This window comes from Escherichia sp. WS3227_2 (assembly GCF_046486495.1).
Lineage (GTDB): Bacteria > Pseudomonadota > Gammaproteobacteria > Enterobacterales > Enterobacteriaceae > Escherichia > Escherichia coli.
Window position 1 is genome coordinate 210,793 of the sequence record NZ_JBJQLG010000007.1, and the last position, 24,973, is coordinate 235,765.

18 protein-coding genes are annotated in these 24,973 nt (G+C 53.3%); 5 read left to right on the top strand and 13 right to left on the bottom strand.

Annotated features, from left to right (window positions below; genetic code table 11):
* Window positions 1–53: 53 nt before the first annotated feature.
* Entirely contained in the window at window positions 54–983 is a 930-nt protein-coding gene (gene kdgK, locus ACJHXB_RS12225; protein ID WP_001296796.1) for a 2-dehydro-3-deoxygluconokinase, read from the top strand.
* A gap of 95 nt (window positions 984–1,078) precedes the next feature.
* On the opposite strand, the gene ACJHXB_RS12230 is transcribed toward kdgK, so the two are convergent.
* The 9 genes from ACJHXB_RS12230 to bcsR all read right to left on the bottom strand — a co-directional run bounded on the left by ACJHXB_RS12230 (window position 1,079) and on the right by bcsR (window position 16,819).
* Window positions 1,079–2,575: a M16 family metallopeptidase gene (locus ACJHXB_RS12230; protein ID WP_001163156.1), complete on the bottom strand. Its 1,497-nt coding sequence runs from the start codon at window positions 2,573–2,575 to the stop codon at window positions 1,079–1,081.
* A gap of 219 nt (window positions 2,576–2,794) precedes the next feature.
* Window positions 2,795–4,081: a C4-dicarboxylate transporter DctC gene (gene dctA / locus ACJHXB_RS12235; RefSeq protein WP_000858214.1), complete on the bottom strand. Its 1,287-nt coding sequence runs from the start codon at window positions 4,079–4,081 to the stop codon at window positions 2,795–2,797.
* A gap of 182 nt (window positions 4,082–4,263) precedes the next feature.
* Window positions 4,264–6,252, bottom strand: coding sequence for a biofilm formation regulator HmsP (gene hmsP, locus ACJHXB_RS12240; protein WP_001266310.1), 1,989 nt, complete (start codon window positions 6,250–6,252; stop codon window positions 4,264–4,266).
* 81 nt (window positions 6,253–6,333) lie between these two features.
* Window positions 6,334–9,807, bottom strand: coding sequence for a cellulose synthase complex outer membrane protein BcsC (bcsC, locus tag ACJHXB_RS12245; RefSeq protein WP_001225137.1), 3,474 nt, complete (start codon window positions 9,805–9,807; stop codon window positions 6,334–6,336).
* Window positions 9,789–10,895 (bottom strand): cellulose synthase complex periplasmic endoglucanase BcsZ, encoded by a 1,107-nt coding sequence (gene bcsZ, locus ACJHXB_RS12250; protein WP_001330682.1) that lies wholly within the window; start codon window positions 10,893–10,895, stop codon window positions 9,789–9,791. The genes bcsC and bcsZ overlap by 19 nt, the downstream gene beginning before the upstream one ends.
* 6 nt (window positions 10,896–10,901) lie before the next feature.
* Window positions 10,902–13,241, bottom strand: a complete 2,340-nt coding sequence (gene bcsB, locus ACJHXB_RS12255; protein ID WP_001309834.1) for a cellulose biosynthesis cyclic di-GMP-binding regulatory protein BcsB — start codon at window positions 13,239–13,241, stop codon at window positions 10,902–10,904.
* 10 nt (window positions 13,242–13,251) lie between these two features.
* A complete protein-coding gene (gene bcsA / locus ACJHXB_RS12260) occupies window positions 13,252–15,870 on the bottom strand; it encodes a UDP-forming cellulose synthase catalytic subunit (protein ID WP_000025848.1) in 2,619 nt (872 codons plus the stop codon).
* Window positions 15,867–16,619, bottom strand: a complete 753-nt coding sequence (gene bcsQ / locus ACJHXB_RS12265) for a cellulose biosynthesis protein BcsQ (protein ID WP_000279503.1) — start codon at window positions 16,617–16,619, stop codon at window positions 15,867–15,869. Before bcsQ ends, bcsA begins: the two co-directional genes overlap by 4 nt.
* Before the next feature lie 11 nt (window positions 16,620–16,630).
* Window positions 16,631–16,819 (bottom strand): cellulose biosynthesis protein BcsR, encoded by a 189-nt coding sequence (gene bcsR / locus ACJHXB_RS12270; protein ID WP_001063314.1) that lies wholly within the window; start codon window positions 16,817–16,819, stop codon window positions 16,631–16,633.
* Window positions 16,820–17,090: 271 nt separating this feature from the next.
* Here bcsR and bcsE point away from each other — a divergent pair, with 271 nt between their 5' ends.
* From bcsE to bcsG, 3 genes are read left to right on the top strand one after another with little or no spacing between them, the layout of a single operon-like run.
* Window positions 17,091–18,662, top strand: coding sequence for a cellulose biosynthesis c-di-GMP-binding protein BcsE (gene bcsE / locus ACJHXB_RS12275; RefSeq protein WP_001204954.1), 1,572 nt, complete (start codon window positions 17,091–17,093; stop codon window positions 18,660–18,662).
* Window positions 18,659–18,850: a cellulose biosynthesis protein BcsF gene (bcsF, locus tag ACJHXB_RS12280; protein ID WP_000988308.1), complete on the top strand. Its 192-nt coding sequence runs from the start codon at window positions 18,659–18,661 to the stop codon at window positions 18,848–18,850. Before bcsE ends, bcsF begins: the two co-directional genes overlap by 4 nt.
* Complete coding sequence (bcsG, locus tag ACJHXB_RS12285) at window positions 18,847–20,526, top strand: cellulose biosynthesis protein BcsG (RefSeq protein ID WP_000191599.1); 1,680 nt, start codon at window positions 18,847–18,849, stop codon at window positions 20,524–20,526. Before bcsF ends, bcsG begins: the two co-directional genes overlap by 4 nt.
* Window positions 20,527–20,612: 86 nt before the next feature.
* Here the strand turns inward: bcsG and ACJHXB_RS12290 are convergent, their stop codons facing one another.
* Together ACJHXB_RS12290 and ACJHXB_RS12295 are read right to left on the bottom strand one after the other, a co-directional pair.
* Complete coding sequence (locus tag ACJHXB_RS12290) at window positions 20,613–20,720, bottom strand: type I toxin-antitoxin system toxin Ldr family protein (protein WP_001295224.1); 108 nt, start codon at window positions 20,718–20,720, stop codon at window positions 20,613–20,615.
* A 375-nt stretch (window positions 20,721–21,095) separates the two neighbouring features.
* The gene (locus ACJHXB_RS12295) at window positions 21,096–21,203 is read right to left on the bottom strand and encodes a type I toxin-antitoxin system toxin Ldr family protein (protein ID WP_001295224.1); all 108 of its coding nucleotides are present in this window, start codon (window positions 21,201–21,203) and stop codon (window positions 21,096–21,098) included.
* A 475-nt stretch (window positions 21,204–21,678) separates the two neighbouring features.
* Here ACJHXB_RS12295 and ACJHXB_RS12300 point away from each other — a divergent pair, with 475 nt between their 5' ends.
* The gene (locus ACJHXB_RS12300; RefSeq protein WP_001316716.1) at window positions 21,679–22,950 is read left to right on the top strand and encodes an aromatic amino acid transport family protein; all 1,272 of its coding nucleotides are present in this window, start codon (window positions 21,679–21,681) and stop codon (window positions 22,948–22,950) included.
* A 29-nt stretch (window positions 22,951–22,979) separates the two neighbouring features.
* On the opposite strand, the gene dppF is transcribed toward ACJHXB_RS12300, so the two are convergent.
* Window positions 22,980–23,984 (bottom strand): dipeptide ABC transporter ATP-binding subunit DppF, encoded by a 1,005-nt coding sequence (gene dppF / locus ACJHXB_RS12305; protein WP_000103574.1) that lies wholly within the window; start codon window positions 23,982–23,984, stop codon window positions 22,980–22,982.
* On the bottom strand, window positions 23,981–24,964 hold the full coding sequence (gene dppD / locus ACJHXB_RS12310) for a dipeptide ABC transporter ATP-binding protein (RefSeq protein ID WP_001196488.1): 984 nt from the start codon (window positions 24,962–24,964) through the stop codon (window positions 23,981–23,983). The genes dppF and dppD overlap by 4 nt, the downstream gene beginning before the upstream one ends.
* Window positions 24,965–24,973: the final 9 nt, after the last annotated feature.

Below are 24,973 nucleotides of genomic sequence, written 5' to 3' on the forward strand. Positions count from 1 at the left end.
AAACCACCACAGCGCAAACTAACGCTAATTTTTTACAGATCAGGTTCACGACTATGTCCAAAAAGATTGCCGTGATTGGCGAATGCATGATTGAGCTTTCCGAGAAAGGCGCGGACGTTAAGCGCGGTTTCGGCGGCGATACCCTGAACACTTCCGTCTATATCGCCCGTCAGGTCGATCCTGCGGCATTAACCGTTCATTACGTAACGGCGCTGGGAACGGACAGTTTTAGCCAGCAAATGCTGGACGCCTGGCACGGCGAGAACGTTGATACTTCCCTGACCCAACGGATGGAAAACCGTCTGCCGGGCCTTTACTACATTGAAACCGACAGCACCGGCGAACGTACGTTCTACTACTGGCGTAACGAAGCCGCCGCCAAATTCTGGCTGGAGAGCGAGCAGTCTGCGGCGATTTGCGAAGAGCTGGCGAATTTCGATTATCTCTACCTGAGCGGGATTAGCCTGGCGATCTTAAGCCCGACCAGCCGCGAGAAACTGCTTTCTTTGTTGCGCGAATGCCGCGCCAACGGCGGAAAAGTAATTTTCGACAATAACTATCGTCCGCGCCTGTGGGCCAGCAAAGAAGAGACACAGCAGGTATACCAGCAAATGCTGGAATGCACGGATATCGCCTTCCTGACGCTGGACGACGAAGACGCGCTATGGGGTCAACAGCCGGTGGAAGATGTCATTGCGCGCACCCATAACGCGGGCGTGAAAGAAGTGGTGGTGAAACGCGGGGCGGATTCTTGCCTGGTGTCCATTGCTGGCGAAGGGTTAGTGGATGTTCCAGCGGTGAAACTGCCGAAAGAAAAAGTGATCGATACCACCGCAGCTGGCGACTCTTTCAGTGCCGGTTATCTGGCGGTACGTTTGACGGGCGGCAGTGCGGAAAACGCGGCGAAACGCGGGCACCTGACCGCAAGTACCGTTATTCAGTATCGCGGCGCGATTATCCCGCGTGAAGCGATGCCAGCGTAAAAGCAGCATATGCAAAAGGCTGGATAGAGTGTTACCCCTCTATCCAGCTCATCCATAAATACCTGATGGTTGTGCTAACTCATCACCATCAGGCATTACTGTACAGGTGGAATATCCGTCACTTCAGGATGTACGTCATCCGTGGCGACAGAGGTGGCGGCAGCCGCAGTCGATGGGGCCATGATTTGATCCCAGGCCGCCTGCAACGCTTTCATGTTAAATTCCGGCTCGCCTTTCGGCTGCAGCAGTATTAACGCCATATCATTCGACAACTGCTGACGCAGATCCTGATTTAACATCTCCACCGCCAGGCTGTTAAGGAAATCCTGACGCAGTTTCTGATATTGCTCCGGCGCGATATCGACGACCTGATTTTGCAACGAACGCATCCGCTGCCCCATCAGAATATCGGTATCAGCTCGCGCATAGGCGGCAAACAGTTTCTGCAGCTCCAGTTTCTTTTGCGCCACTAACGCATTGAACTCTTCTTCCGGCAGACCTTTATCGCGAACCTTCGCCAGTTCACGCGCCACCAGATTAAGGTTGCTGTTCAGCTTGTCGTTTGGTGATTCGATGTTGATGGCACACTGCGCACGCAGATACAGCACACGACAGTCAAATCCAAGACCGATGTCTTTACTGTTACTGGCGCTTAACGCTTGCTGAACATGCCAGAACAGCGCCTCACGGGCCAGGTCCGCACGCCAGTAGCGCAGCAGTGCGGCTGATTCACGAATCGGCTGCCACGGCGTATCCCACATGATAGATAGCCGGTCCTGACGCACCGCGTCGGTCATAATACTCACCGCTTCCGCACGCAGCGGAGAAAGCGTCGGCACCGGAGCCGGTGTTTCACGTTTGCCTTTCAGTTCGCCAAACGTTTTATTGATTTGGTCGACGACCGAGCGCGCATCCACGTTTCCCACCACCAGCAGCGTCATTGCATCCGGGGTGTACCATTTCTGATAGAAATCTTTAATCTTTTCCGCTTCAACGGGTTGTTTCAGCGGATCGGCAGGATCGTGACCTAACAAGGTTGATCCTTTCAGACGATAGCGCCACCAGCCCTCTTTAGTATCGGCAGGCCAGGTTGCCACCATGTCCTGACTTTGCAGCGCGTGGTTGATGGTTTCTGGCGTGATAGTCAGTTTGCCAGTGGCATTTGCCAGATAAGAGAGCGCTTCTTTCAGCAAGTCGTTACGGTTATTGGGCAAACTCAGATTAAACAGCGTGGTGTCATAAGAGACAATTACCGGCGGCATCGGGCGTTTAGGGTCGATCCCCTGCTGCCACAATGAACGCGCCTGTGCTGCTTCAAGGCCACCGCTTTGCGTTAACGCAATACGAGGGATGGCGTGGCTGTAACCGCTCTGTTGTGTACTTTCGGCGAGCGAACCGGTATTAACCAGCAGGCGAATTTCAACACGATCGCTGGGACGCTGGGGCGTGGTCAGCACTTGCCACTGTAAACCGTTGGAAAGCGTCCCCTGTTGCCATGCTGGATCAGGCTGGAGCGCATCTGCCTGCACATAGCCAGCAGTGGCCATCATCAGCAAACCGCCCGCTAAAAGTCGAATTTTTGTGCCCTGCATGTGAACCCCTGATCAACTATCCTGGTAATAAAAAACTGCCCGTTGTCGGTCAGTCTAAATGACGTTAAAAACACTTCGTGTTAGACCGCAAGAACATGAAAATGTCACGGAAGAAGTGAAATAAACCTGAACTCACCCAGGTGGTAAGTTCAGGCACAGGGGTCAATTATGCGCAAACACCCGCACTCGGGGAAGGGAGTGCGGGCATAAGTGGTGAGATTAAGAGGATAATTCGTGCGTTTTGCCATCCGGCGCACGATTATTCAGCACATCGTCCAGTTTTTTGTGGTCCAGTTCTTTCACCCACTTAGCAACGACAATGGTCGCTACGCCGTTACCGACCAGGTTAGTCAGCGCACGAGCTTCTGACATAAAGCGGTCAATACCGAGGATCAGCGCCAGACCCGCTACCGGCAAATGGCCCACCGCAGAGAGCGTCGCCGCCAGCACGATAAAGCCACTCCCCGTTACCCCTGCCGCCCCTTTAGAAGAAAGCAGCAACACGATTAACAGCGTGATTTGGTGGACGATATCCATCTGACTGTTAGTGGCCTGGGCGATAAACACCGCCGCCATTGTCAGGTATATCGATGTGCCATCAAGGTTAAACGAGTAGCCTGTCGGGATGACCAGCCCCACCACCGATTTGCGGCAGCCGAGTTTCTCCATCTTGTCGAGCATACGTGGCAGCGCCGACTCGGAAGATGAAGTCCCCAGTACAATCAGCAGTTCTTCACGGATGTAGCGGATAAATTTGAAGATACTGAAACCCGTCGCTTTAGCGATTGAACCCAATACCAGCACCACAAACAGGATACAGGTAATGTAGAAACAGATAATCAGCTGCCCCAGCTGCACCAGTGTGCCGACGCCGTATTTACCGATAGTAAACGCCATTGCCCCGAACGCACCAATAGGTGCCAGACGCATGATCATATTGATGATGCCGAAGATGACCTGCGAGAAACTTTCGATCACGTTAAAAATCAGTTGGCCTTTGCTGCCCAGACGGTGGAGCGCAAAACCAAACAGTACGGCAAACAGCAGCACCTGCAGAATGTTACCGCTGGCAAATGCGCCAATGACGCTCGCCGGGATGACATCCATAATGAAGGCGACAATGCCCTGGTCTTTCGCCTGATCGGCGTAAACCGCTACCGCTTTCGCATCAAGCGTTGCCGGATCGACGTTCATTCCGGCACCAGGCTGCACGACGTTAACGATGATAAGACCAATAATCAGCGCGATGGTACTGACAATTTCAAAGTAAAGCAGTGCGACTGCGCCGGTACGACCGACAGCCTTCATGCTTTCCATGCCCGCAATGCCCGTTACGACGGTACAAAAGATGACAGGAGCGATGATCATCTTAATGAGCTTAACGAACCCGTCGCCAAGCGGTTTCATTTGCTCGCCTATTTCAGGGTAGAAATGGCCAAGGAGAATACCAATGGCTATCGCTGTCAGGACCTGAAAGTAAAGGCTTTTAAACAGAGAGGTTTTCATAGGGTGTCCTTTAGTAAAACCACAGGTCTTGTAAGGTTATGGGGTACCTGCGGCCTTAAAATAACACCCAGACAACATCACAGAAATGTACCTGGATCATAATTGAAACAAAAAGGTTAAAAAGTTTGAGCTGGCTCGCACAAACCAGCACTTTTTAAAGTTTTGTAATCAGTTTGGGGTAGCTACTTTTCTTCCAGGTAACTCTCTTCGAAGATTTCAATAGGGAGTGGGCGAGCAAAAAGGAAGCCCTGGGCAATACCAACGCCCGCTTTTGCCAGCCAGTCGCGTTGTGCTTCAGTCTCCACGCCTTCGGCAATCATTTGTAAGTTCAGGCTTTGCGCCAACATGATAATTGCAGCAATCATGCTGCTATCTTCCGGCAAGCCTTCAACAAACATTTTGTCGATTTTCAGTACGTCGATTGGCAACGATTTCATATGCTGCAGCTGACGCAGCCCCGCATAGCCCATGCCGAAATCATCCAGCGCCACCCGAACTCCGGCATTGCGCAGCGGACGGAGGATTGCCACCGCAGCATGAGGGTCGTCAATACGTCGGCTTTCTGTCACTTCCAGAATCAGTGTTCCCGGCTGAATGCGATAGCGGGTTAACAGTTCCAGCATATCCGCCACCATATTTGGGTGCATCAGTTGCAGCGCTGAGAGGTTTACCGACAAGGGCAGCATAATGCCGCGCTCTTGCCAGGCAGCCAGCAATCGACAGGACTCTTCCAGCACCCAGTGACCGACGGTAACCATCAGCCCACAGCACTCAATGCGATCGATTAAGCCATCCGGCAGATCCCAACTGCCATCCGGTTGCTGGATACGCAGTAACACTTCCGCACTGACCAGTTTACCGCTGGTCATCTCGACCTGTGGCTGTAACCAAATCGCAAACTGATGATTTTCCAGTGCATTAAGGATATCGCTCTCTTCCGTCAACCGCTGTTGGGCGGCTTCCATCTGCTGCGGATCAAAGAACTGAATCTGATTCTTGCCTTTATGGCGAGCGGTAAATGCCGCAGAAATAGCGCGACTGTAAAGCTGTTCGGCGGTGAGATCGCCGTAGAACATCGCCACGCCAATGCTACAGTGCGGACGGAGTTGAATACGTTCAATCGGCAGGCGCTCGCTCATGATAGTGAGCACTTGCTGACCTAAAGTGATTGCGTGCCACGGTTCCTGTACACCATTGGCAATGACAGCAAAGTCATAACCACTAATCTGCGCGAGGATCATACGTGGCGACAGTACCGATTTGAGTTTTTCCACCAGCGTCAGCAGCAGAATTTCTCTTTGCGCCTCTTTCAGCACGCCCGCAGTATCACGCAGGGTTTCACAGGTGATGATCATCAGCGCGGTGGTTTGTTTACGCGCGACAACCTGCTCCAGCATCTCCATCAGCAAGGCTTTGTTCGGCAAATCCGACACCGGGAAGCGCATCGCGTTTTCGTTCTGTTCTTCATAATGGCGCTGCAGCAATTGCTGGTTGAGGTTGTAACTGCGCACCAACATACCGATTTCATCATCCTGATGCAGACGCGGTAATGCCAGTTGGTGACCAACAAGCTCCTGGGCTGGGATGGCGTTAAGTTCGCGAGCAATATTGCGTAAAGGATGTAAAATCAGTCGATTAATACACCAGCTGATGGCGACGGTCAGGATAAGCGACAAAAGTAAGTAAATGGTCACTAACGTTGAGAGGGTGCTCATCACGAACTTATACATGCGGAAGGAATCCGCCTGTAGCACCAGATAGGCAATTGGCTGCGGGTTTGCCGGACGTTCCAGCGAGTAAACGCCCAGCGAGATTTGCACCGGCAGCTCAAACAGGCGAGTAACCATTACCGGCACTGGCCGCTCTGGAATAAAACTTTTACGCAGCGCCTGGAACTGGTTAGGCAGCACTACATCGGCACGGCTGACCACGCCTGCCGGTTTAATGCTGGCAAGAATAGCTTCCGCTTCGGGAATATCGCCTTTCAAAATAGCTGAAGATAAGGGTTCGCGGACAGAGCGAGCAATGCTTTCCAGTTGCGTAGCCGTGTTATAGCGATTCTGCTGGACCAGATGGAACAGCAAAACGGTGCAAAAAATAAAAACGAACACCAGGACAACGGCTGCCACCATTGCCATCTGCTTGATTGTTAACGAGCGACTTACGCGCAAATTGTCTCCCCCCGGAAATCCCAGATTGCCGCCCGAGTATACCCGATCGCAGCGGCATTAAGAGAGGCGCTATCTGAAAACTTACCAGTCGGCGTAAGGTATCAGCGGCTGCGGCGGTAAATCCATGTCACCCTGCCATCCGGCGGCGGAATAACGTACGTAGAGCAGGAAATGGCTGGGTGCGTAATCTTTCGCCTGCTGGATATCAATTGCCGTGCCGACAAACCAGTTGGAAGTAACACGTCGTTCAAGTAATGCCCGCGCCGTGTAGCCAAAGCCCTGACTGCTGCCGCCATCGTTCGATTGCCGCGCAGCTTCTTCCTGCCAGTCGGTCGGGATCAGATTCATCAGCGGATAACGCGGCATGGTTTTGGTGCGTGAATGCGACCACGAGCCAGACGCCCCCAGCTCCCACGACCAGTTTTCCGTCCGCTCCCGCCACATCACCGGTATGGCAAACGACAGATATTCCTGCGGGCTGTAGTAACCGCCCTGACCGAGTGAGTAGCCACTCAGGTCTTTGTCGTAATGCCAGATCATGTTGTTCAGGCCGATGGTGACGCGGCGATTGTTCTGGTTGATGACCTTATAGTAATAGCCCGTCATCCAGCGCACGCGCCAGTTATCTTCGACATTTTTACCGGTTAACTGGTCACCGCTAAGCGATGCCCAGACGCCGTTTGCTTCACCTTTATCGTAGCTCAGGCTTAGCCCCACGCCGTCGGCACGCACGCCACCCCATTTTTTCCCGGTATTGCTCGGGGAGTCTTTTTGCCCGCCAAAGGCCAGCAAAGAACTGGAAATGGGCCGACGATGGGCGTTAACGGTGTAACCCAGCGGCCCGATATCATCGCTGTAACTGATGCCGCCGACCACATCCACCACGTTGAAGCCCATCGGCGTGGTGCCGATATCCCAGCTCCAGACGTCATTTCGCCAGCCGACCGCCACGCTGGCACCGGAATCCGACTGGCTGCGGTTGCCGCTACAGTCCTGTAATGTACAGGTGCCCCAGTTGTCATCCCATTTGCCATCGGCATTAGTGGAGAAACTGCCGACGTTCATATTGACGAAATCACTGCGAAAGAACATCCGCCCGTCAGAATAGGGCGCGTCCACCTGCAACATAGTGGTGTGCGCTTTCAGATCGGAGTAACCACCGGTGCCGCTCGAACCCCAGTAATCGTGCTCGAGGGTGACGTTAAGATCCTGCTGGCGATAGAGGTCCGCTGCATCGCTGCGCACGCCGCGTTTCAGCCAGTCATCTTTCTCGTCGTTACGGGTCAGCCGGGTAAAGGTGTCGTTATCCTGCGGACGCGTCGTGGTCACACCGGATGCGACCATCGCGTCTTTGTAGGTTTCCAGCGCCTGCGTTGGATCGCCCGCCTGCGCTTCAAACTTCGCAGCGTCGCGCAGCACCATCGCACTTTCCATCGACGGCGGCTGAGATTTTGCCAGCGGGATCAACTTATTAAACGTCTGCTGCGCCGCTGCGGTATCGCCAAGCTGCGCCTGTGCCAGCGCCACGCGCCGCTGAGTGTTCAGCGAGGCGTTATCGGTGGCAGGCAGCTTCGCCAGCTGGCTACGTGCCGCCGCTTTGTCACCGGCAGCAATATCCACTTCCGTCAGACCAAGAATGGCATCGGCGTTAGTTGGCTCCCGCGTCAGGACATTCTGATATGCAGCGCGAGCGGCGGTGTAATCACGTCGTTGTTGCGCCCAGTCAGCCAGCGTGAGGTCAATACGCGTGGAAGGCGGTTGCTGGCGCAGCATCGCTTCCGCTTCTGCCTCTTTGCCGCTTTCTCGCAGGCGATTAGCGGTTTCCAGCACCTGATCGCTTTGCAGGCGATTAACCAGCTCCTGAATATTTCTGTTCCACTGCATGCGCGGCAGGCTGTTGATATGCGCCAGCGCCGCTCTGTCCTGATCATGACCAGAGAGATACAGCCCGTAAGCGTAAACCTGCTCCGGGTCGTTCGGCTTCTGCTGCGCCAGATTGCGCATTAACGTATCGGCCTGGCTGCGTTGTCCGGCCTGCCAGAGATCCTGTGAAAGTCGGTAAGTAATCCATACACTGCCGGGGTCCAGCGCCAGTCGTTGCCGCTGAAGTGCTGCCGCCTGCGCCCATTTGCCCTGCTTTTCCAGTGTCTCTGCCTGCTGTGCCAGACGGTCGTTTTGCAGGCTGCGTTCGATATCATCAATGCTGCGCCGCTGACTGGCAGAGAGCGAGGCGATAAACGCTTCGGCTTTTTCTGGCAACTGCTGGCGGTAAATATTCGCCAGCCCGCGCACGGCGTTAGTGTTGCTACTGTCCATACGCAGCGTCTGCTGGTAATAGCGTTCAGCGGCGGGATAATCTTTGCGCGCCATCGCCACATCGCCCAGCCCCAGCACCGCATAGCTGTCGGTGTTATCGACATTACGTGCCTGCTGGAACAACCGTTCTGCCCGGTCAGGATTATTGGCTTTCAGCGCAGCATCGCCCTGCTGGATCGCCAGCCAGTAGCGGTTCACTTTCAGGAGACTGTTCCATTTGTCGTTGTTGCTGCTGTGCGGATCCAGGGCGAGGGCTTTTTCCAGATTCGCCACTGCATTGGCGCGATCGCCTTTCTGAGAATACGCCTGGCCCAGCGCCCCCAGCGCCTCACTGTCTTTCGGGTTCGCCCGCACCGCCTGTTGTAGTTCGGGAATGGCTTTACCCGCCATACCAGAGTCCACCGCCGCTAAACCTTGCGCACGAGCGCGGAAAGCAGGGTCGGCCAGCTGTTTTTGCTGTTCTGCCAGTTGCGATTGCGCCGCAGCTACGCTATCGCCATCACTAAATATCGAGAGATATTTTTTCAGCGCCTGCACGCTGGCATCGCTGACGGGCATGTCTTTAATCTGCCCGTACCAGATTTTAGAGGCCCCTTCGCGCCCGGCGTTTGATTTCGCCATCTGTTCCAGGACGGCAAAACCTTCGTCACGGCGATCGCTACTAAACAGCAATAGCGCCAGATTGTTTTGCAGGCCCGTATTGCCCGGCGTATCCGCATTAATGCGTTTTAGCTGATTAATCGCTTCGCCACGGCGAGCCGGAATTTTCGCCACCGTACTCCAGTACTCGACGGCAATGTCACCTTCCGGCGGCGCACCGTTGAACAGTTTGTTGTAACTCGCCACAGCTTCTTCTGCATGACCAGTAGTCGCCTGCAATCTTGCCTGTTGCAGTGCCTGACGACCATCCGGCGTGGAAAGCAACATTGTGGTCCGCGACGATTTATACGCATTTGAACTCGGCGCTAACTGCGACAGCCGATCGAGCTGTTTTTGCGCGCCATCAATATCGCCCTGACGTAACAGAGAACGGAAACGGGCGGCAACGACGTCCGGGTTATTCGGATCAATAAGTTCCAGACGATACAACGACTGTTGCACCAGGTCTTCACGATGGGTCGCTTCGCCTAACCGAACTTGCTCCAGCAACTGTTGCTGAGCGGTTGGTGCTGCCTCGACCATCGGCATGACGGCCAGACCGAGGGAAAGCGTGAATATGTTTAGTGTGAATTTGCGCATTCCTGGCCCCAGTCAGGTAATAACTCACCTTTTGTCGAGAAGCGGAAACGGTGTTGATCCCAGCCTTGTCCAAACAGGGTCAGCACATAGTTGTAATAGGCATCGCTGCCGGGAAAGTTATCGGCCACGCGCTGGCGCTGAACGGCCTGCGCATCGCGGTTTTGTAAAAAGGGCAGCATGGCGGCAGAAAAACCGACCGGTCCTTTACCCTGCGCTTTCCCCGTAGCCACATCCACTTTTTCTGGCGGATAGCCGTTTTTCTCGGTGAATGTCGCCATCGGTTTAAACCGGTTGAGCATCCGCGCTTTTTGCGGATCGCTGTCAGGCATCATGCCTACCCACATGTAAACGCGGATCGCGTCGTAGCTGCTGATCAATGTTTTTTCGGCTTTTAGCTGCCAGCCTTTGTCTTTCTCATAGCGCACCCAGTCTGGCGAAAAGCCTTTCGGGGCGGTTTCCAGCAATAAACGTTGATTGGTTTCGCGCAGCGTGGTCCACGGTGCGCCAAAGCGGGTGAAATACTGCGCCAGCGTCGGCGGCAGGTAGCTGGGGTTAAAACGCCAGCTGTTATCCTCTGCAAATCCCACTTTGCCCGGCAACAACATGGAACCCAGTCCAGGCACCGTCACCACTTCCTCCCGCGCAATACGTTTTAACAACGCGCTGCCGATGTCGGTATAACGCTGCTCTTTCCACAAACGCCCCGCCTCCAGCAACGACCAGGCCATCCAGACATCACCATCGGAGGCCGAATTGCTGTCCAGCACTTCCCACTTACTGTTCTCTTTCTTGCCCCACAGCCATGCGGGCAAACGTTCTTTTAAAGAACCCTGAGCGAGATTGTTCTGCGTCCAGTCGAGAATATTATCGAAAGCTGCACGGTCGTTAGCCGCCAGGGCAAAGAACATACCGTAACTTTGCCCTTCAGAGGTGGTGATTTTACGCGCGTCACTTGGGTCAATGACGCGCCCTTCCTGACTGATGTAATCCTTTTTGAACTGCTCCCAGGCAGGCCAGTTGCAGGCTGCCTGAACACTAAAGGCAGCCAGCAGCAGCATCGTCACGAGTCCACTACGCAACACATTCATCTTCAATTACTCGTTATCCGGGTTAAGACGACGACGGCTGATAATACGCAGCAGACGCCACAGTACCCATGCCAGCAGCACGACGCTGATTGCCGCCAGCACCGCCAGCAGAATCGGATGGTTTGCCAGCGCATACCATAAGCGTTCGAACCACGGCAGATGGCCAACGTAATAGACGTCGCCAACGCGTAGGCTATTGATACCGGACTCGCGGATCACCGCGACCGAACCGAACATGGTGGCGCGTTTGCCGCTATCGTTCACCGCATCGTTAAGCATTTCATAACCGCGTGGGCTATCTGCCAGCAGCGCAATCACGCTGCGCTGGTCGTTATACGGCGACTGGAAGCCAATCACCGCCGCCATCGCACCGGAAGAGGTCAGCGTTGACTGGGTTTCTGCCGCGCGATCGCTCTCGTCCGGAACAATGCCGGGGAACGGGGTCTGGCGCATCGGCGTTTTCACCCAGCTTTCGGTCGCCTGCACCAACAGGTCGATCTGCTTGTCGTCTTTCAGTTTGTCCGGGATACCACCGATGATCATGATGTCGGCATCTTTGCCCTGAATGGTGCTGCCATCATCGGTCACCGTCAGATTAATCGCCGGGAAGCCCGTCTGTGCGCCGATAAAACCAACAGTATTCAGCAACGTTTCCATCTGTGCTTCGTTAGGCGTTTTCGGCATCACGGTGATGGTTTGCGACAGATCCGCCATCCGGCTGAACGGGAAGCCCGCGTTAGCAAAAGCGCGTAGATCCGGCATCGGGATGAAGTGGTAATACTTCGAGAAGTCGATGGTGGAGTCGTCACCAATCACCACATGATTCTGCACCGGCTGGAAGGTAATACAGTTATCCACCGAACCGCCAGGCATCGGGTTCATATACTCAAAGTCAAAGCGCAGCTGGTTGGTCGCGCCCAGTTTCAGCGCCGGAATAGAGACATCCGTTTTGCCATCCAGCAAACCTTGTAATACCGGAATCCGCAGCAGCAGGCGGTTCGCCTCCTGTTTGCTGCTCAGATTGAATGATTGCAGGAACTGGTTATTCAGGCTGATATCCATCCGCGAACTGTCTTTCACCGGCGGCATGGTGTAGCGGTAATTAATATCCATATCAATGCCGGTACTGCGCATCAGGTAGAGATCTGGCGGCAGGTTTAGCGAAACATTAATCGCTGCTGGCTCAAGACCGCTGGATTGCAACTGTTCTTCATAGGTTTTCAGTTCACCAAAGGTGACCGGACGATCGGTACGCACCCAGTTCGGCGCATCGTACGGCTTACGCGGTAGCAGCGGTTTCACTTCATTCACTACCACGCTTTCACCACGGAACAGGATGTTACCCTGAGCGATACCTTTCGCTGCCTGCAACAGGTCTTTGTCGTCACGACCAAACACCACCAGCAGTTTGACGTAAGGATTCTGCGGATGGTTGATCATCTCAATTACCGGGGCTTTTACCGCCGGATGATCGCGCAGGAAGTCCGGCCGTTTGTCGTTGGTTGCAAAGACAATGGCATTGCGATCCGGCAGTTGGTTATAGAGCACCGGGAAGTTCTGCCCACGCCAGCCAGAACGCGAACCAAACCACGAGGCGACAATGGCAGATGCTTGTTGCAGCCCAACATCCGGCGCACCCGCAAAGACCATCGGCAAGGTGTTGGTGCGGTTATCACGCGGGTCAAAGAATGGTACCGGGAAGTGTGACAGATCATTCTTCACATTCAGGGTCTGATAGGTCAGATCCAGTCCACTGCTCCGCCCAACATCCAGCCAAAGCGTGGTGCTGGCCGGGTTTTCGCACACGTCCTGATAATGACCGACAAACTCCAGCCGCACACGGTTGAAGTCGGTAATAAACAGTGGGTTAATGGGCATTTGTGCCAGCGTTTTTTTACCCAACTGTTCTTTGGTCACTGGCAGCACGCCCATCAGTTCATCATTGAGATAAACCTTTAACTGCGACTGGACAGGCAGTAACGATGGCGATGGCGTGTATTCGAGGTTGAGCATCGCCTTCGTCACCACTTCATCGCTGCGCATACCAAACTCAATGCTGCCGTTCGGGTTAATGCCACGTAGCACCATGCTGCCCGGCGGCGGCGCAATTTGCGCAAAGGTCAGCTTCACATCACGCGAAGGACCGTTCTGCGCCACGACTGGCGCATCAGCGCCCTGCACGCCTGGCATCACTTGTCCCACCTGCGGATTTTGTTCCGTCTGGGCGGCTACAGCTGGCTCAGCATTGATCAGTGGTTGCGTTGCTGGCGTCGCCTGCGTCATGAAAGAGGGGAACGCACTCATCCCCATAGCCACTGCACAAATCCAGAATAGTTTTCTTTTCATCGCGTTATCATCATTGTTGAGCCAAAGCCTGATCCGATGGTTGTGCCGTTTCGCTCCGCGCCGGGCGGCGCGGAATAAACGATACAACCCAGGAAACCAGAGAAGTCAGCACACGGAATATGCCCTTCACCGAAGAAGGCGCAAACTCCGCCAGATGGCGGTAGCCACGGAAGCCGAGCTTCAGAATATCCAGCAGACTTTCCAGCGGCTTATCTTCCGGATAGCTGTCCTGCCAGAGCGCCCATGTATCCGCACGGGCAAACGTACACTGCACAAAATCGATATGTTGCTGGGTGGTGAGCGGCATTAATTTCAGCCCAACTTCATTACCCATCACGCGCGCCACCTGGGTGGGGAAGACGTATTCCTGCTGACCGCGTTTAAGCAACAGATTCACTTTCTGCCCTTCCAGAATCTGCGCCTGACCGTTGATCTTGATCCCCAAACCACCGTCGGAGAAATCCTGAACGGTACATGAGAAGAGGTGACCATCTTCGCGGGCAATTGCCGCGGGCATCGTCATCTCCACGCGGTGCGATCGGCGTACCTGTTTGCTTTCTACCGATACCGCAACTGCGCCGCCAAGAACAATCAGGTTGTAGAATACCCACACCATACTGACGACCACGGTGAGCATCTCGGTTGGCGGGCCATAGAAGTAGCGCCAGATGCCTACCGCAACGCCCACCAGGTTGAGCAGAACAAGGAAGATGTAGGGCCGCGAGATCACCCAGTCGACGTACTCTTCTTCCACCAGTCCACCTTTGGCGGTGACGTTAAATTTGCCTTTGTGCGGGTTAATCAGCGCCACCAGCGTCGGTGGTGCGATATACCACGCCAGCACCGTTTCGTAGATTTCACTCCAGAAAGAGTGGCGATATTTGCCCTGGATCTTCGAGTTGGTCAGGCTGGCATGAATCATATGCGGCAGCACGAACAGGGCGATCATCAACGCTGGCGCATAGATGATGTAGGCATGAAGCAGCAGGAACGCCAGCGGCGCAGTCAGGAAGATCAGCCGTGGAATGCCCGACAAGAAGTGGAACATGGCGTTGACGTAACATAGCCGCTGAGCAAACTTCAGCCCTTTACCGGTGAGCGGGTTATCGAGACGGAAGATTTGCACCATCCCGCGCGCCCAGCGAATACGCTGACCGATATGCGCCGACAGACTTTCGGTCGCCAGCCCCGCCGCCTGCGGAATACGCATATACGCGGAGGTATAGCCACGACGGTGCAAACGCAGAGAAGTATGCGCATCTTCAGTCACAGTTTCGACAGCAATGCCGCCAATTTCATCCAGCGGCTTACGGCGAATCACCGCACAGGAACCGCAGAAGAAAGTGGCGTCCCACATATCGTTGCCATCCTGCACCAGACCATAGAACAGCGTGCCTTCGTTCGGTGTTTTACGAAAACGCCCCAGGTTGCGTTCAAACGGGTCCGGTGAGAAGAAGTGGTGCGGCGTCTGCATCATCGCCAGCTGTTTTTCTTTCAGGAACCAGCCCATGGTCATTTGCAGGAACGATCGCGTTGGTACGTGGTCGCAGTCGAAAATCGACACGAACTCGCCTTTGGCATATTTCAGCGCATTGTTGATGTTGCCCGCTTTCGCATGTTCATGAGTGGTGCGGGCGATATATTTCACCCCCACGTTTTGCGCAAACTGGCGAAACTCTTCCCTGCCGCCGTCATCGAGGATCCAGATGTTCAGTTTGTCTTTCGGCCAGTCGATACCCAGCGAGGCGTAAATGGTATTTTTCACCACGTTGAGATCTTCGTTGTAAGTCGGGACAAAGATATCCACCGACGGCCACAGCGACATATCTTTCGGCAATGGCACCGGCTGACGATTCAGCGGCCATACTACCTGGAAGTAACCGAGCACCAGCACAATCCACGCGTACGTTTCGGCGAACAGCAGAATAAGCCCGCACACCAGGCTGACCGGATCGTCCCAGTTCAGCGTAGAGGTGTAGCGCCACCAGATATAACGGCAAGAAACGGTCAGCGACAGCACAATCAACATTAGCGCCGAGAAGCGCCCCGGCATCCGCCGTACGATCAGCGCTACACCCCACAGCAGCATCAGGAAGATAAACTGCGCCAGCGGGTTAAACGGCTGGGTAACGCAGATTAACGCCAGAATCAGCGAGAAGGTGACGATGATACCGAGGATCAACCGCCGCGCCCCGGCACTCAAATGGCCGAGCTCTTTTTTCTCATCAAGATGCTGTGTTTTATGGCTAACGCGCTCAGGCAGCTCGTTCATCCATTGATGGTAACGTCCACGAATATTCTGCAGACCTGAAAATGCCCGCCTGCGCGGTTTCGGCGTTTCTTTGCGCGATGCACCGATCAGTAACCAGCATGTTTGAATGAGATAACGGACCGGGTCCAGCGGACGCGGACGCGAGGCGTTGATATGCGGATACAGGTTTTTATGTTCTGCGCGAATACGCTGCCAGCGCGGGTGCTCCAGCGGAATAAAAATCCAGGCCAGGATCAACCAAAAACAGCCGAGCGTCGCGCTGAAAGCCGACGCGCCGTGACGACGATAATCGCGATAACGCCCGATAAGCCGCGCGTTGACCGGCGGGATAAGCAACCACCGGGTCAGGATACTCATGATGCACTCCCGACTGGCGTTTTCAGCCCGGAATAGTTCAACAGGCACCAGTTAGCCAGCGTCAGTATCTCTTCAGCCGCCAGCGCATCACTGCGATATTCACCGACTGGTTGCTTAGCCGCCAGGCATTCAGCCATCGCTTCATCACGATGAATGAGCATCGGCAGTAATCGGCGCTGGCTTTGCAACCAAAGCTGGTAAATATCGTCCTGAACTTGACTGCCGATACGGAAGTCATTAATCAAAATATGCGCGCCATCCGGCAGCGCCTGCTGATGCAGCCGGATATGGCAGTTGGCATCCACATTGACGATTGCCAGCGAGTGATCGCACAAACTCAGCAGCTGGTGGGTTATCTGCGAGGAATCACGCGGTAAGTCGATTAAAATCCAATGGTAACGCCCGCTGGCTTTTAGTTGCTGTAAGCCGGAGCAAATATCGCTCAGCCGGGTTTGCCAGTGCTGCGGATTTTCTTGTTCTTCAATGGATAACTGACCAAAAGGCAGCAAATCGAGCTGCGAGGTATAGCGCAACCCGGCGTCACGCCAGTCCTGGTCATCCAGCATAGCTCTGGCCCAGCCCTGACGGTGGGTAAAATCAACGTTAAATGACAGGCGCAACAAGTTGTCCGGGCAGGCATCGACCACCAGGACATTTTCTCCTAACATTTGTAATGACCAGGCTAATGCGGCGGTGATGGTTGTTGTCCCCACGCCTCCCCGCACCCCCTGCAATCCCAGTACGGCCATTCACCAATCCCCTACTTTTGTTGCGCAAACTCTGCCAGCAACGGCCAGCGTTTTAATGCCGCGGCCAACTGTTCGCGTTGGGAAATATCGGCATAATCAATATCAGGCAGTGAAAATGCCTGCTTTAACGCCAAAATATCATTCTGGAAGATATAGCCTATCGCGGGATCAGGCAGAGTATCTGGTTCATTGTTATTCATTTGCTTGATCCCTATGAAATAACCGTACCGTTCATGAGACAATTCTAACCGTGAGCATTTCGCCGGTTTATTGTTTACGGCGAGACGGGAATTTGCTCACTTTTTGACTTTCCGTTACGCAACAAAAAAAGTTAAAAACGAAAAGACTAAAATCACACGTCTTGTGACCTGCTAAATTGATTCACATGCTAAATCTGATAAGTTTTAATTTCAATGGTAGGTTTATTTCTTAGCTTTCGCTAGTAAACTGATAATCAGACAAAATGATGACATGAGGGACATTGTGGACCCTGTATTCTCTATCGGTATCTCATCATTATGGGATGAGCTGCGACATATGCCAGCAGGCGGCGTCTGGTGGTTTAACGTCGATCGCCATAAAGATGCTATCAGTCTGGCGAATCAAACAATTGCATCCCAGGCTGAAACCGCACACGTCGCGGTCATTAGCATGGACAGCGATCCGGCGAAAATCTTTCAATTAGATGATTCTCAAGGACCGGAAAAAATAAAATTATTTTCAATGCTAAATCATGAAAAAGGTCTATACTATTTGGCCCGTGATTTGCAGTGTTCTATTGATCCCCATAATTACCTTTTTATTCTTGTTTGCGCAAATAACGCATGGCAAAACATTCCTGCCGAGCGGCTTCGCTCATGGTTGGATAAAATGAATAAATGGAGCAGGTTAAACCATTGTTCGCTTTTGGTAATTAATCCCGGAAATAATAACGATAAACAATTTTCATTGTTGCTTGAGGAATACCGTTCACTTTTTGGTCTTGCCAGTTTGCGTTTTCAGGGCGACCAACATTTGCTGGATATTGCCTTCTGGTGCAACGAAAAAGGGGTCAGCGCCCGTCAGCAGCTTAGCGTTCAGCAACAAAATGGTATCTGGACATTAGTTCAAAGCGAAGAGGCGGAGATCCAACCACGCAGCGACGAAAAACGCATTCTGAGTAATGTTGCTGTGCTGGAAGGTGCGCCGCCGCTATCGGAACACTGGCAACTGTTCAACAATAACGAAGTCCTGTTCAATGAAGCCCGTACCGCTCAGGCGGCGACGGTGGTCTTTTCTTTACAACAAAATGCGCAAATCGAGCCACTGGCCCGCAGCATTCATACTCTGCGTCGCCAGCGCGGTAGTGCGATGAAAATCCTCGTACGGGAAAATACCGCAAGCCTGCGCGCCACCGATGAACGTTTGTTATTGGCCTGCGGTGCAAATATGGTTATTCCGTGGAATGCGCCTCTCTCCCGTTGTCTGACGATGATCGAAAGCGTGCAAGGGCAGAAGTTTAGTCGCTATGTGCCGGAAGATATCACTACCTTGCTGTCAATGACCCAGCCGCTCAAACTGCGTGGTTTCCAGAAGTGGGATGTATTCTGTAATGCCGTCAACAACATGATGAATAACCCTCTATTACCTGCCCACGGTAAAGGCGTTCTGGTTGCCCTACGTCCGGTACCGGGTATCCGCGTTGAGCAAGCCCTGACGCTGTGTCGCCCTAACCGCACCGGCGATATCATGACTATTGGCGGTAATCGGCTGGTGCTGTTTCTCTCATTCTGTCGGATTAACGATCTGGATACCGCGTTGAATCATATTTTCCCATTGCCGACTGGCGACATTTTCTCAAACCGTATGGTCTGGTTTGAAGATGATCAAATCAGTGCCGAGCTGGTGCAGATGCGCCTGCTTGCCCCAGAACAATGGGGCATGCCGCTGCCTTTAACGCAAAGTTCTAAACCGGTCATCAATGCCGAGCACGATGGTCGCCACTGGCGACGAATACCAGAACCAATGCGACTGTTAGATGATGCTGTGGAGCGCTCATCATGATGACCATCAGCGATATCATTGAAATTATTGTCGTTTGCGCACTGATATTTTTCCCGCTGGGCTATCTGGCGCGGCACTCTTTGCGACGCATTCGCGACACCTTACGTTTGTTCTTTGCTAAACCTCGTTATGTTAAACCGGCCGGGACGTTACGCCGCACGGAAAAAGCCAGGGCAACCAAAAAATGACTCAATTTACGCAAAATACCGCCATGCCTTCTTCCCTCTGGCAATACTGGCGCGGTCTTTCCGGCTGGAACTTCTATTTTCTGGTTAAGTTCGGCCTGTTGTGGGCGGGATATCTTAACTTCCATCCGCTCCTCAATCTGGTGTTTGCCGCGTTTCTGCTGATGCCCATTCCGCGCTACAGCCTGCATCGCTTACGCCACTGGATTGCCCTGCCGATCGGCTTTGCTTTGTTCTGGCATGACACCTGGTTGCCTGGCCCGGAAAGCATAATGAGCCAGGGTTCGCAGGTGGCGGGGTTCAGTACCGATTATTTAATCGACCTTGTCACACGCTTTATTAACTGGCAGATGATTGGGGCCATTTTTGTTTTATTAGTGGCCTGGTTATTCCTGTCACAATGGATTCGCATTACCGTTTTTGTGGTTGCCATTCTGCTATGGCTGAACGTACTTACCCTGGCGGGACCAAGTTTCTCCTTGTGGCCAGCCGGTCAACCGACGACCACTGTAACAACGACGGGTGGTAACGCAGCGGCAACCGTTGCCGCGACGGGTGGCGCACCGGTAGTGGGTGATATGCCCGCACAAACTGCACCGCCAACAACGGCGAACCTTAACGCCTGGCTGAATAATTTCTATAACGCGGAGGCGAAACGTAAATCGACCTTCCCGTCTTCACTGCCCGCTGATGCTCAGCCATTTGAACTACTGGTGATTAATATCTGTTCGCTTTCCTGGTCGGATATTGAAGCCGCCGGGTTGATGTCGCATCCGCTGTGGTCGCATTTCGATATTGAGTTCAAGAACTTTAACTCCGCCACCTCCTACAGTGGCCCGGCGGCGATCCGTTTACTGCGCGCCAGCTGCGGGCAGACTTCGCACACTAATCTGTATCAACCGGCAAATAATGACTGCTATCTGTTTGATAACCTGTCGAAACTGGGCTTTACACAGCACCTGATGATGGGACATAACGGCCAGTTCGGCGGTTTTTTGAAAGAAGTTCGCGAAAATGGCGGCATGCAGACCGAATTGATGGATCAAACAAATCTGCCGGTTATTTTGCTGGGCTTTGATGGTTCGCCGGTTTATGACGATACCGCCGTGCTTAACCGCTGGCTGGACGTTACCGAAAAAGATAAAAACAGCCGTAGTGCTACGTTCTACAACACACTTCCACTGCATGACGGCAACCATTATCCGGGCGTCAGCAAAACAGCGGATTACAAAGCACGAGCACAGAAATTCTTTGATGAGCTGGAAGCCTTCTTTACTGAACTGGAGAAATCGGGTCGTAAAGTGATGGTGGTAGTGGTGCCGGAACACGGTGGCGCGCTGAAGGGCGACAGAATGCAGGTATCTGGTCTACGTGATATCCCTAGCCCGTCTATCACAGACGTCCCCGTTGGGGTGAAATTCTTCGGCATGAAGGCACCACATCAGGGGGCACCGATTGTCATCGACCAACCGAGCAGCTTCCTGGCTATCTCCGATCTGGTGGTTCGCGTTCTTGATGGCAAGATTTTCTCCGAAGACAATGTTGACTGGAAAAAACTCACCAGTGGGTTGCCACAAACAGCACCGGTCTCCGAGAACTCAAATGCAGTAGTTATTCAATACCAGGATAAACCGTACGTTCGCCTGAACGGCGGCGACTGGGTGCCTTACCCGCAGTAAGCACGAAAAAGGCCGCAGAGTTTCACCCCTGCGGCCTGGTCCGGGCGCAAATTGCCATTACGGCAGCCTGACGCCCGCATGACACGTTACTTCCGCTTATTCAGCCAGTTCACGATCATACTGGCAAGAATGCCAGCAATGACCGGAGCCGCTAAATCATGCCAGAAGGCCATGCCCAGTTCTGCGAGCGTCATATAGCCGCCTGTGTTGTAATGACAACGTTTCGCGGCTATTCTTGAGTTGTTCAGGTTCAAGAATGGCCCCCGTGATGTTGTCAGGTGCATACCTGCAACGTGCGGGGGTTTTCTCTCTCCAGCAACCAATGCCACCAGGGATTAAGCCCCCGCAACATTGCGCCTCACCGGAACCTTTCCGGCTTGCCGCTGATTCTACGACTGTTTTTCTGTTCCGGAATCCATCACGTCTTCACTCTGTGCTGCGCATTCCGCAGAATATTATCCGCTTGCAACCGTTGCATTTTTCTTACGAAAAAGGCCGCAGAGTTTCACCCCTGCGGCCTGATCCGGGCGCAAATTGCCATTACGGCAGCCTGACGCCCGCATGACACGTTACTTCCGCTTGTTCAGCCAGTTCACGATCATGCTGGCAAGAATGCCAGCAATGACCGGAGCCGCTAAATCGTGCCAGAAGGCCATGCCCAGCTCTGCGAGCGTCATATAGCCGCCTCTGTTGTAATGACAACGTTTCGCGGCTATTCTTGAGTTGTGTAGGTTCAAGAATGGCCCCCGTGATGTTGTCAGGTGCATACCTGCAACGTGCGGGGGTTTTCTCTCTCCAGCAACCAATGCCACCAGGGATAAAGCCCCCGCAACATTGCGCCTCACCGGAACCTTTCCGGCTTGCCGCTGATTCTACGATTGCTTTTTACCGTCAGCACCCGGCAATCTTCCTCATTGCGTGATGCCTTCCAGCTTAATTTCTTTATTTGCAATAGTTGCAGTTCATATCCGGGCTGACTCCAGACTGGTAGTGAAATGCGCAATTTTGTAGAATTGCGCCTCCTCGCGACCTCCCCAGTGAATCTGTTGCCTCATTTTTTACATACTGCGTATTCGACTTCTCCACCTGTTGCGCAAGAGAAACTGGGTTTATTCATTTTTGCGAGGCCGACTTCTTTCTGGACAGGACTTTATGCAGCACAACACACTACCGAAACACGATCAGAAAATGCCGTTTACACGCTACGACTTCGGCTGGGTTTTATTATGCATAGGCATGGCGATTGGTGCCGGAACCGTGCTGATGCCAGTACAAATTGGCTTGAAGGGAATTTGGGTATTTATTACCGCAGCGATCATTGCTTATCCTGCCACCTGGGTAGTGCAGGACATTTATTTAAAAACCCTTTCTGAAAGCGATTCCTGTAATGACTACACCGATATTATCAGTCATTACCTGGGGAAGAACTGGGGAATTTTCCTCGGGGTTATCTACTTTTTGATGATTATCCACGGGATTTTTATCTACTCTCTCTCCGTGGTTTTCGACAGCGCCTCGTACCTGAAAACCTTCGGTTTAACCGATGCCGATCTTTCACAATCTCTACTTTATAAAGTCGCCATTTTCGCCGTACTGGTGGCAATTGCGTCTGGTGGTGAACGATTACTGTTTAAGATTTCCGGGCCAATGGTGGTGGTCAAAGTAGGGATTATTGTCGTGTTCGGTTTTGCGATGATCCCGCACTGGAATTTCGCCAATATAACCGCCTTCCCGCAAGCCTCCGTCTTTTTCCGCGATGTCCTGCTTACCATTCCCTTTTGCTTCTTTTCTGCGGTATTTATTCAGGTACTTAACCCAATGAATATTGCCTATCGTAAACGGGAAGCGGATAAAGTACTGGCAACCCGGCTCGCGCTGCGTACCCACCGAATTAGTTATATCACGCTCATTGCGGTGATCCTGTTTTTTGCCTTTTCGTTTACCTTCTCAATTAGCCACGAAGAAGCCGTTTCTGCCTTTGAACAAAATATCTCGGCACTGGCACTGGCCGCGCAGGTGATCCCTGGGCATATCATTCATATCACCTCTACGGTGCTGAATATCTTTGCCGTACTGACCGCATTCTTTGGCATTTATCTCGGTTTCCACGAGGCTATTAAAGGCATTATTCTCAATCTGTTAAGCCGAATTATTGATACCAAGAAAATTAATTCACGCGTGCTGACTCTGGCGATCTGCGCTTTTATCGTCATTACGTTGACGATTTGGGTTTCGTTTCGTGTATCGGTGCTGGTGTTCTTTCAGTTGGGAAGCCCGTTATATGGCATTGTGTCGTGCCTCATTCCGTTTTTCCTGATCTATAAAGTCGCACAACTGGAAAAACTTCGCGGATTTAAAGCCTGGCTGATTCTGCTTTACGGCATTTTGCTATGCTTGTCGCCACTGTTGAAGCTGATTGAGTAAACCGGAGCGCACGGCCCCGGTTTTGTGAGTTAACGCTGCGGATTTTCATCCTGATCAACAGCAAAACAAGCTACCAGTTGCCCGCCGTAGTCTTTTAGCTGCGGCTGCAACTGGGTGCAGGGGCCGAAGCGCCGACGACAGCGGGCGTTAAACGCGCAGCCCGGCGGTGGATTGAGCGGGCTTGGCAGTTCACCGGTGAGCTTGATGCGCTCGCGGCGATCGTCCGGGTTCAGGCGCGGCGTCGCGGAGAGTAGCGCCTGAGTGTACGGATGACGCGGGTTATTGAAGATTTGGTCCTTCGTTCCCTTCTCCACGCAGCGGCCCAGGTACATCACCATCACTTCATCGGCAATGTGCTCAACCACTGACAGGTCGTGCGAGATAAAGACATAAGACAGCCCCAACTCCTGCTGCAAATCCATCATCAGATTCAGCACCTGCGCACGCACTGAAACGTCCAGCGCGGAAACCGGTTCATCGGCAATCACCACATCCGGGTCGAGCATCAGACCACGGGCAATGGCGATACGCTGACGCTGACCGCCGGAGAACATATGCGGATAGCGGTCGTAATGCTCGGTTTTCAGGCCGACTTTCGCCATCATCGACAGGGCTTTTTCCCGACGCTGTTCTTTGCTTAAGCTGGTATTAATAAGCAGCGGCTCTTCAAGAATTTGCCCAACTTTTTTACGCGGATTTAGCGAACCATAGGGATTCTGAAAGACGATCTGGATTTTCTGCCGACGCAACTTCTGCGCCTGCGGATCGTGCTTGAGCAGATCCTGCCCCTGGTAATACAGCTCACCACCGGTGGGCATTTCGATCATCGTCAGCAACCGACCGAGGGTCGATTTACCGCAGCCAGATTCACCTACTACTGCCAGCGTTTTGCCACGTTCAAGGTTAAACGAAACGCCGTCCAGCGCCTTCACCAGACGTTCCGGCGCGAACATACCTTTCTTCACCGGATAATGTTTTTTCAGGTCGATAGCCTGCAACAGCGGTTGTTGCGAGGTGGCCTCATGCGTACTCATAGTGTCGGCCTCCCGGCATCATTAAGTGGGTAATGGCATTTGGACTGACGCCCGTCAGAGAGCATATTCAGCGCCGGTTCTTCAGCGCGACATCTGTCAGTGGCATAGGGGCAGCGCGGGTTAAGCAGGCAGCCGTTCGGGCGGTCATACTTGCCGGGAACAACACCTGGCAACGACGCCAGACGTTCTTTGTCCTGAGCAAATTCCGGCAGCGCACGCAGCAATGCCTGAGTATATGGATGACGCGGCGCATGGAAGATGGCGTGGGCATCGCCCGTTTCCACCACCTGGCCTGCATACATCACGATGATTTTATGTGCCGCTTCCGCCACCAGTGCCAGGTCATGAGTGATCAACACCAGCGCCATGTTCTCTTTCTGCTGCAACTCCAGCAGTAGTTCGATGATTTGCGCCTGAATGGTCACGTCCAGCGCGGTGGTCGGCTCATCGGCAATCAGCAGTTTTGGCCGACAGGCAATCGCCATCGCGATCATCACACGCTGGCTCATGCCGCCGGAAAGCTGATGCGGGTAAACATCCAGACGCGAAGCCGGATCGGGAATACCGACCTGATTCAACAGGTCAATCGCCCGCTGACGACGAGTGCTCTTATTACCGCCCTGATGCACCTTTATCGCTTCCATAATCTGGAAACCCACGGTGTAGCACGGGTTAAGGCTGGTCATCGGGTCCTGGAAGATCATTGCCACTTCGGCACCCACCAGGTTGCGGCGCTCTTTTTCTGAGATACGCTGTAAATCCTGACCGTTAAACTCCAGCTTTTCCGCCATTACGCGGCCCGGATAATCAATCAGCCCCATAATCGCCAGCGAACTGACCGATTTACCAGAGCCGGACTCACCCACAATCCCGACCACTTCGCCCTGTTTTACGCTGTAGCTGATGCGGTCTACGGCGCGGAACGGTGCGCTTTCGTCGCCGAAATGCACCGATAATTTATCTACATTTAATAACGCCATCTCGAACCT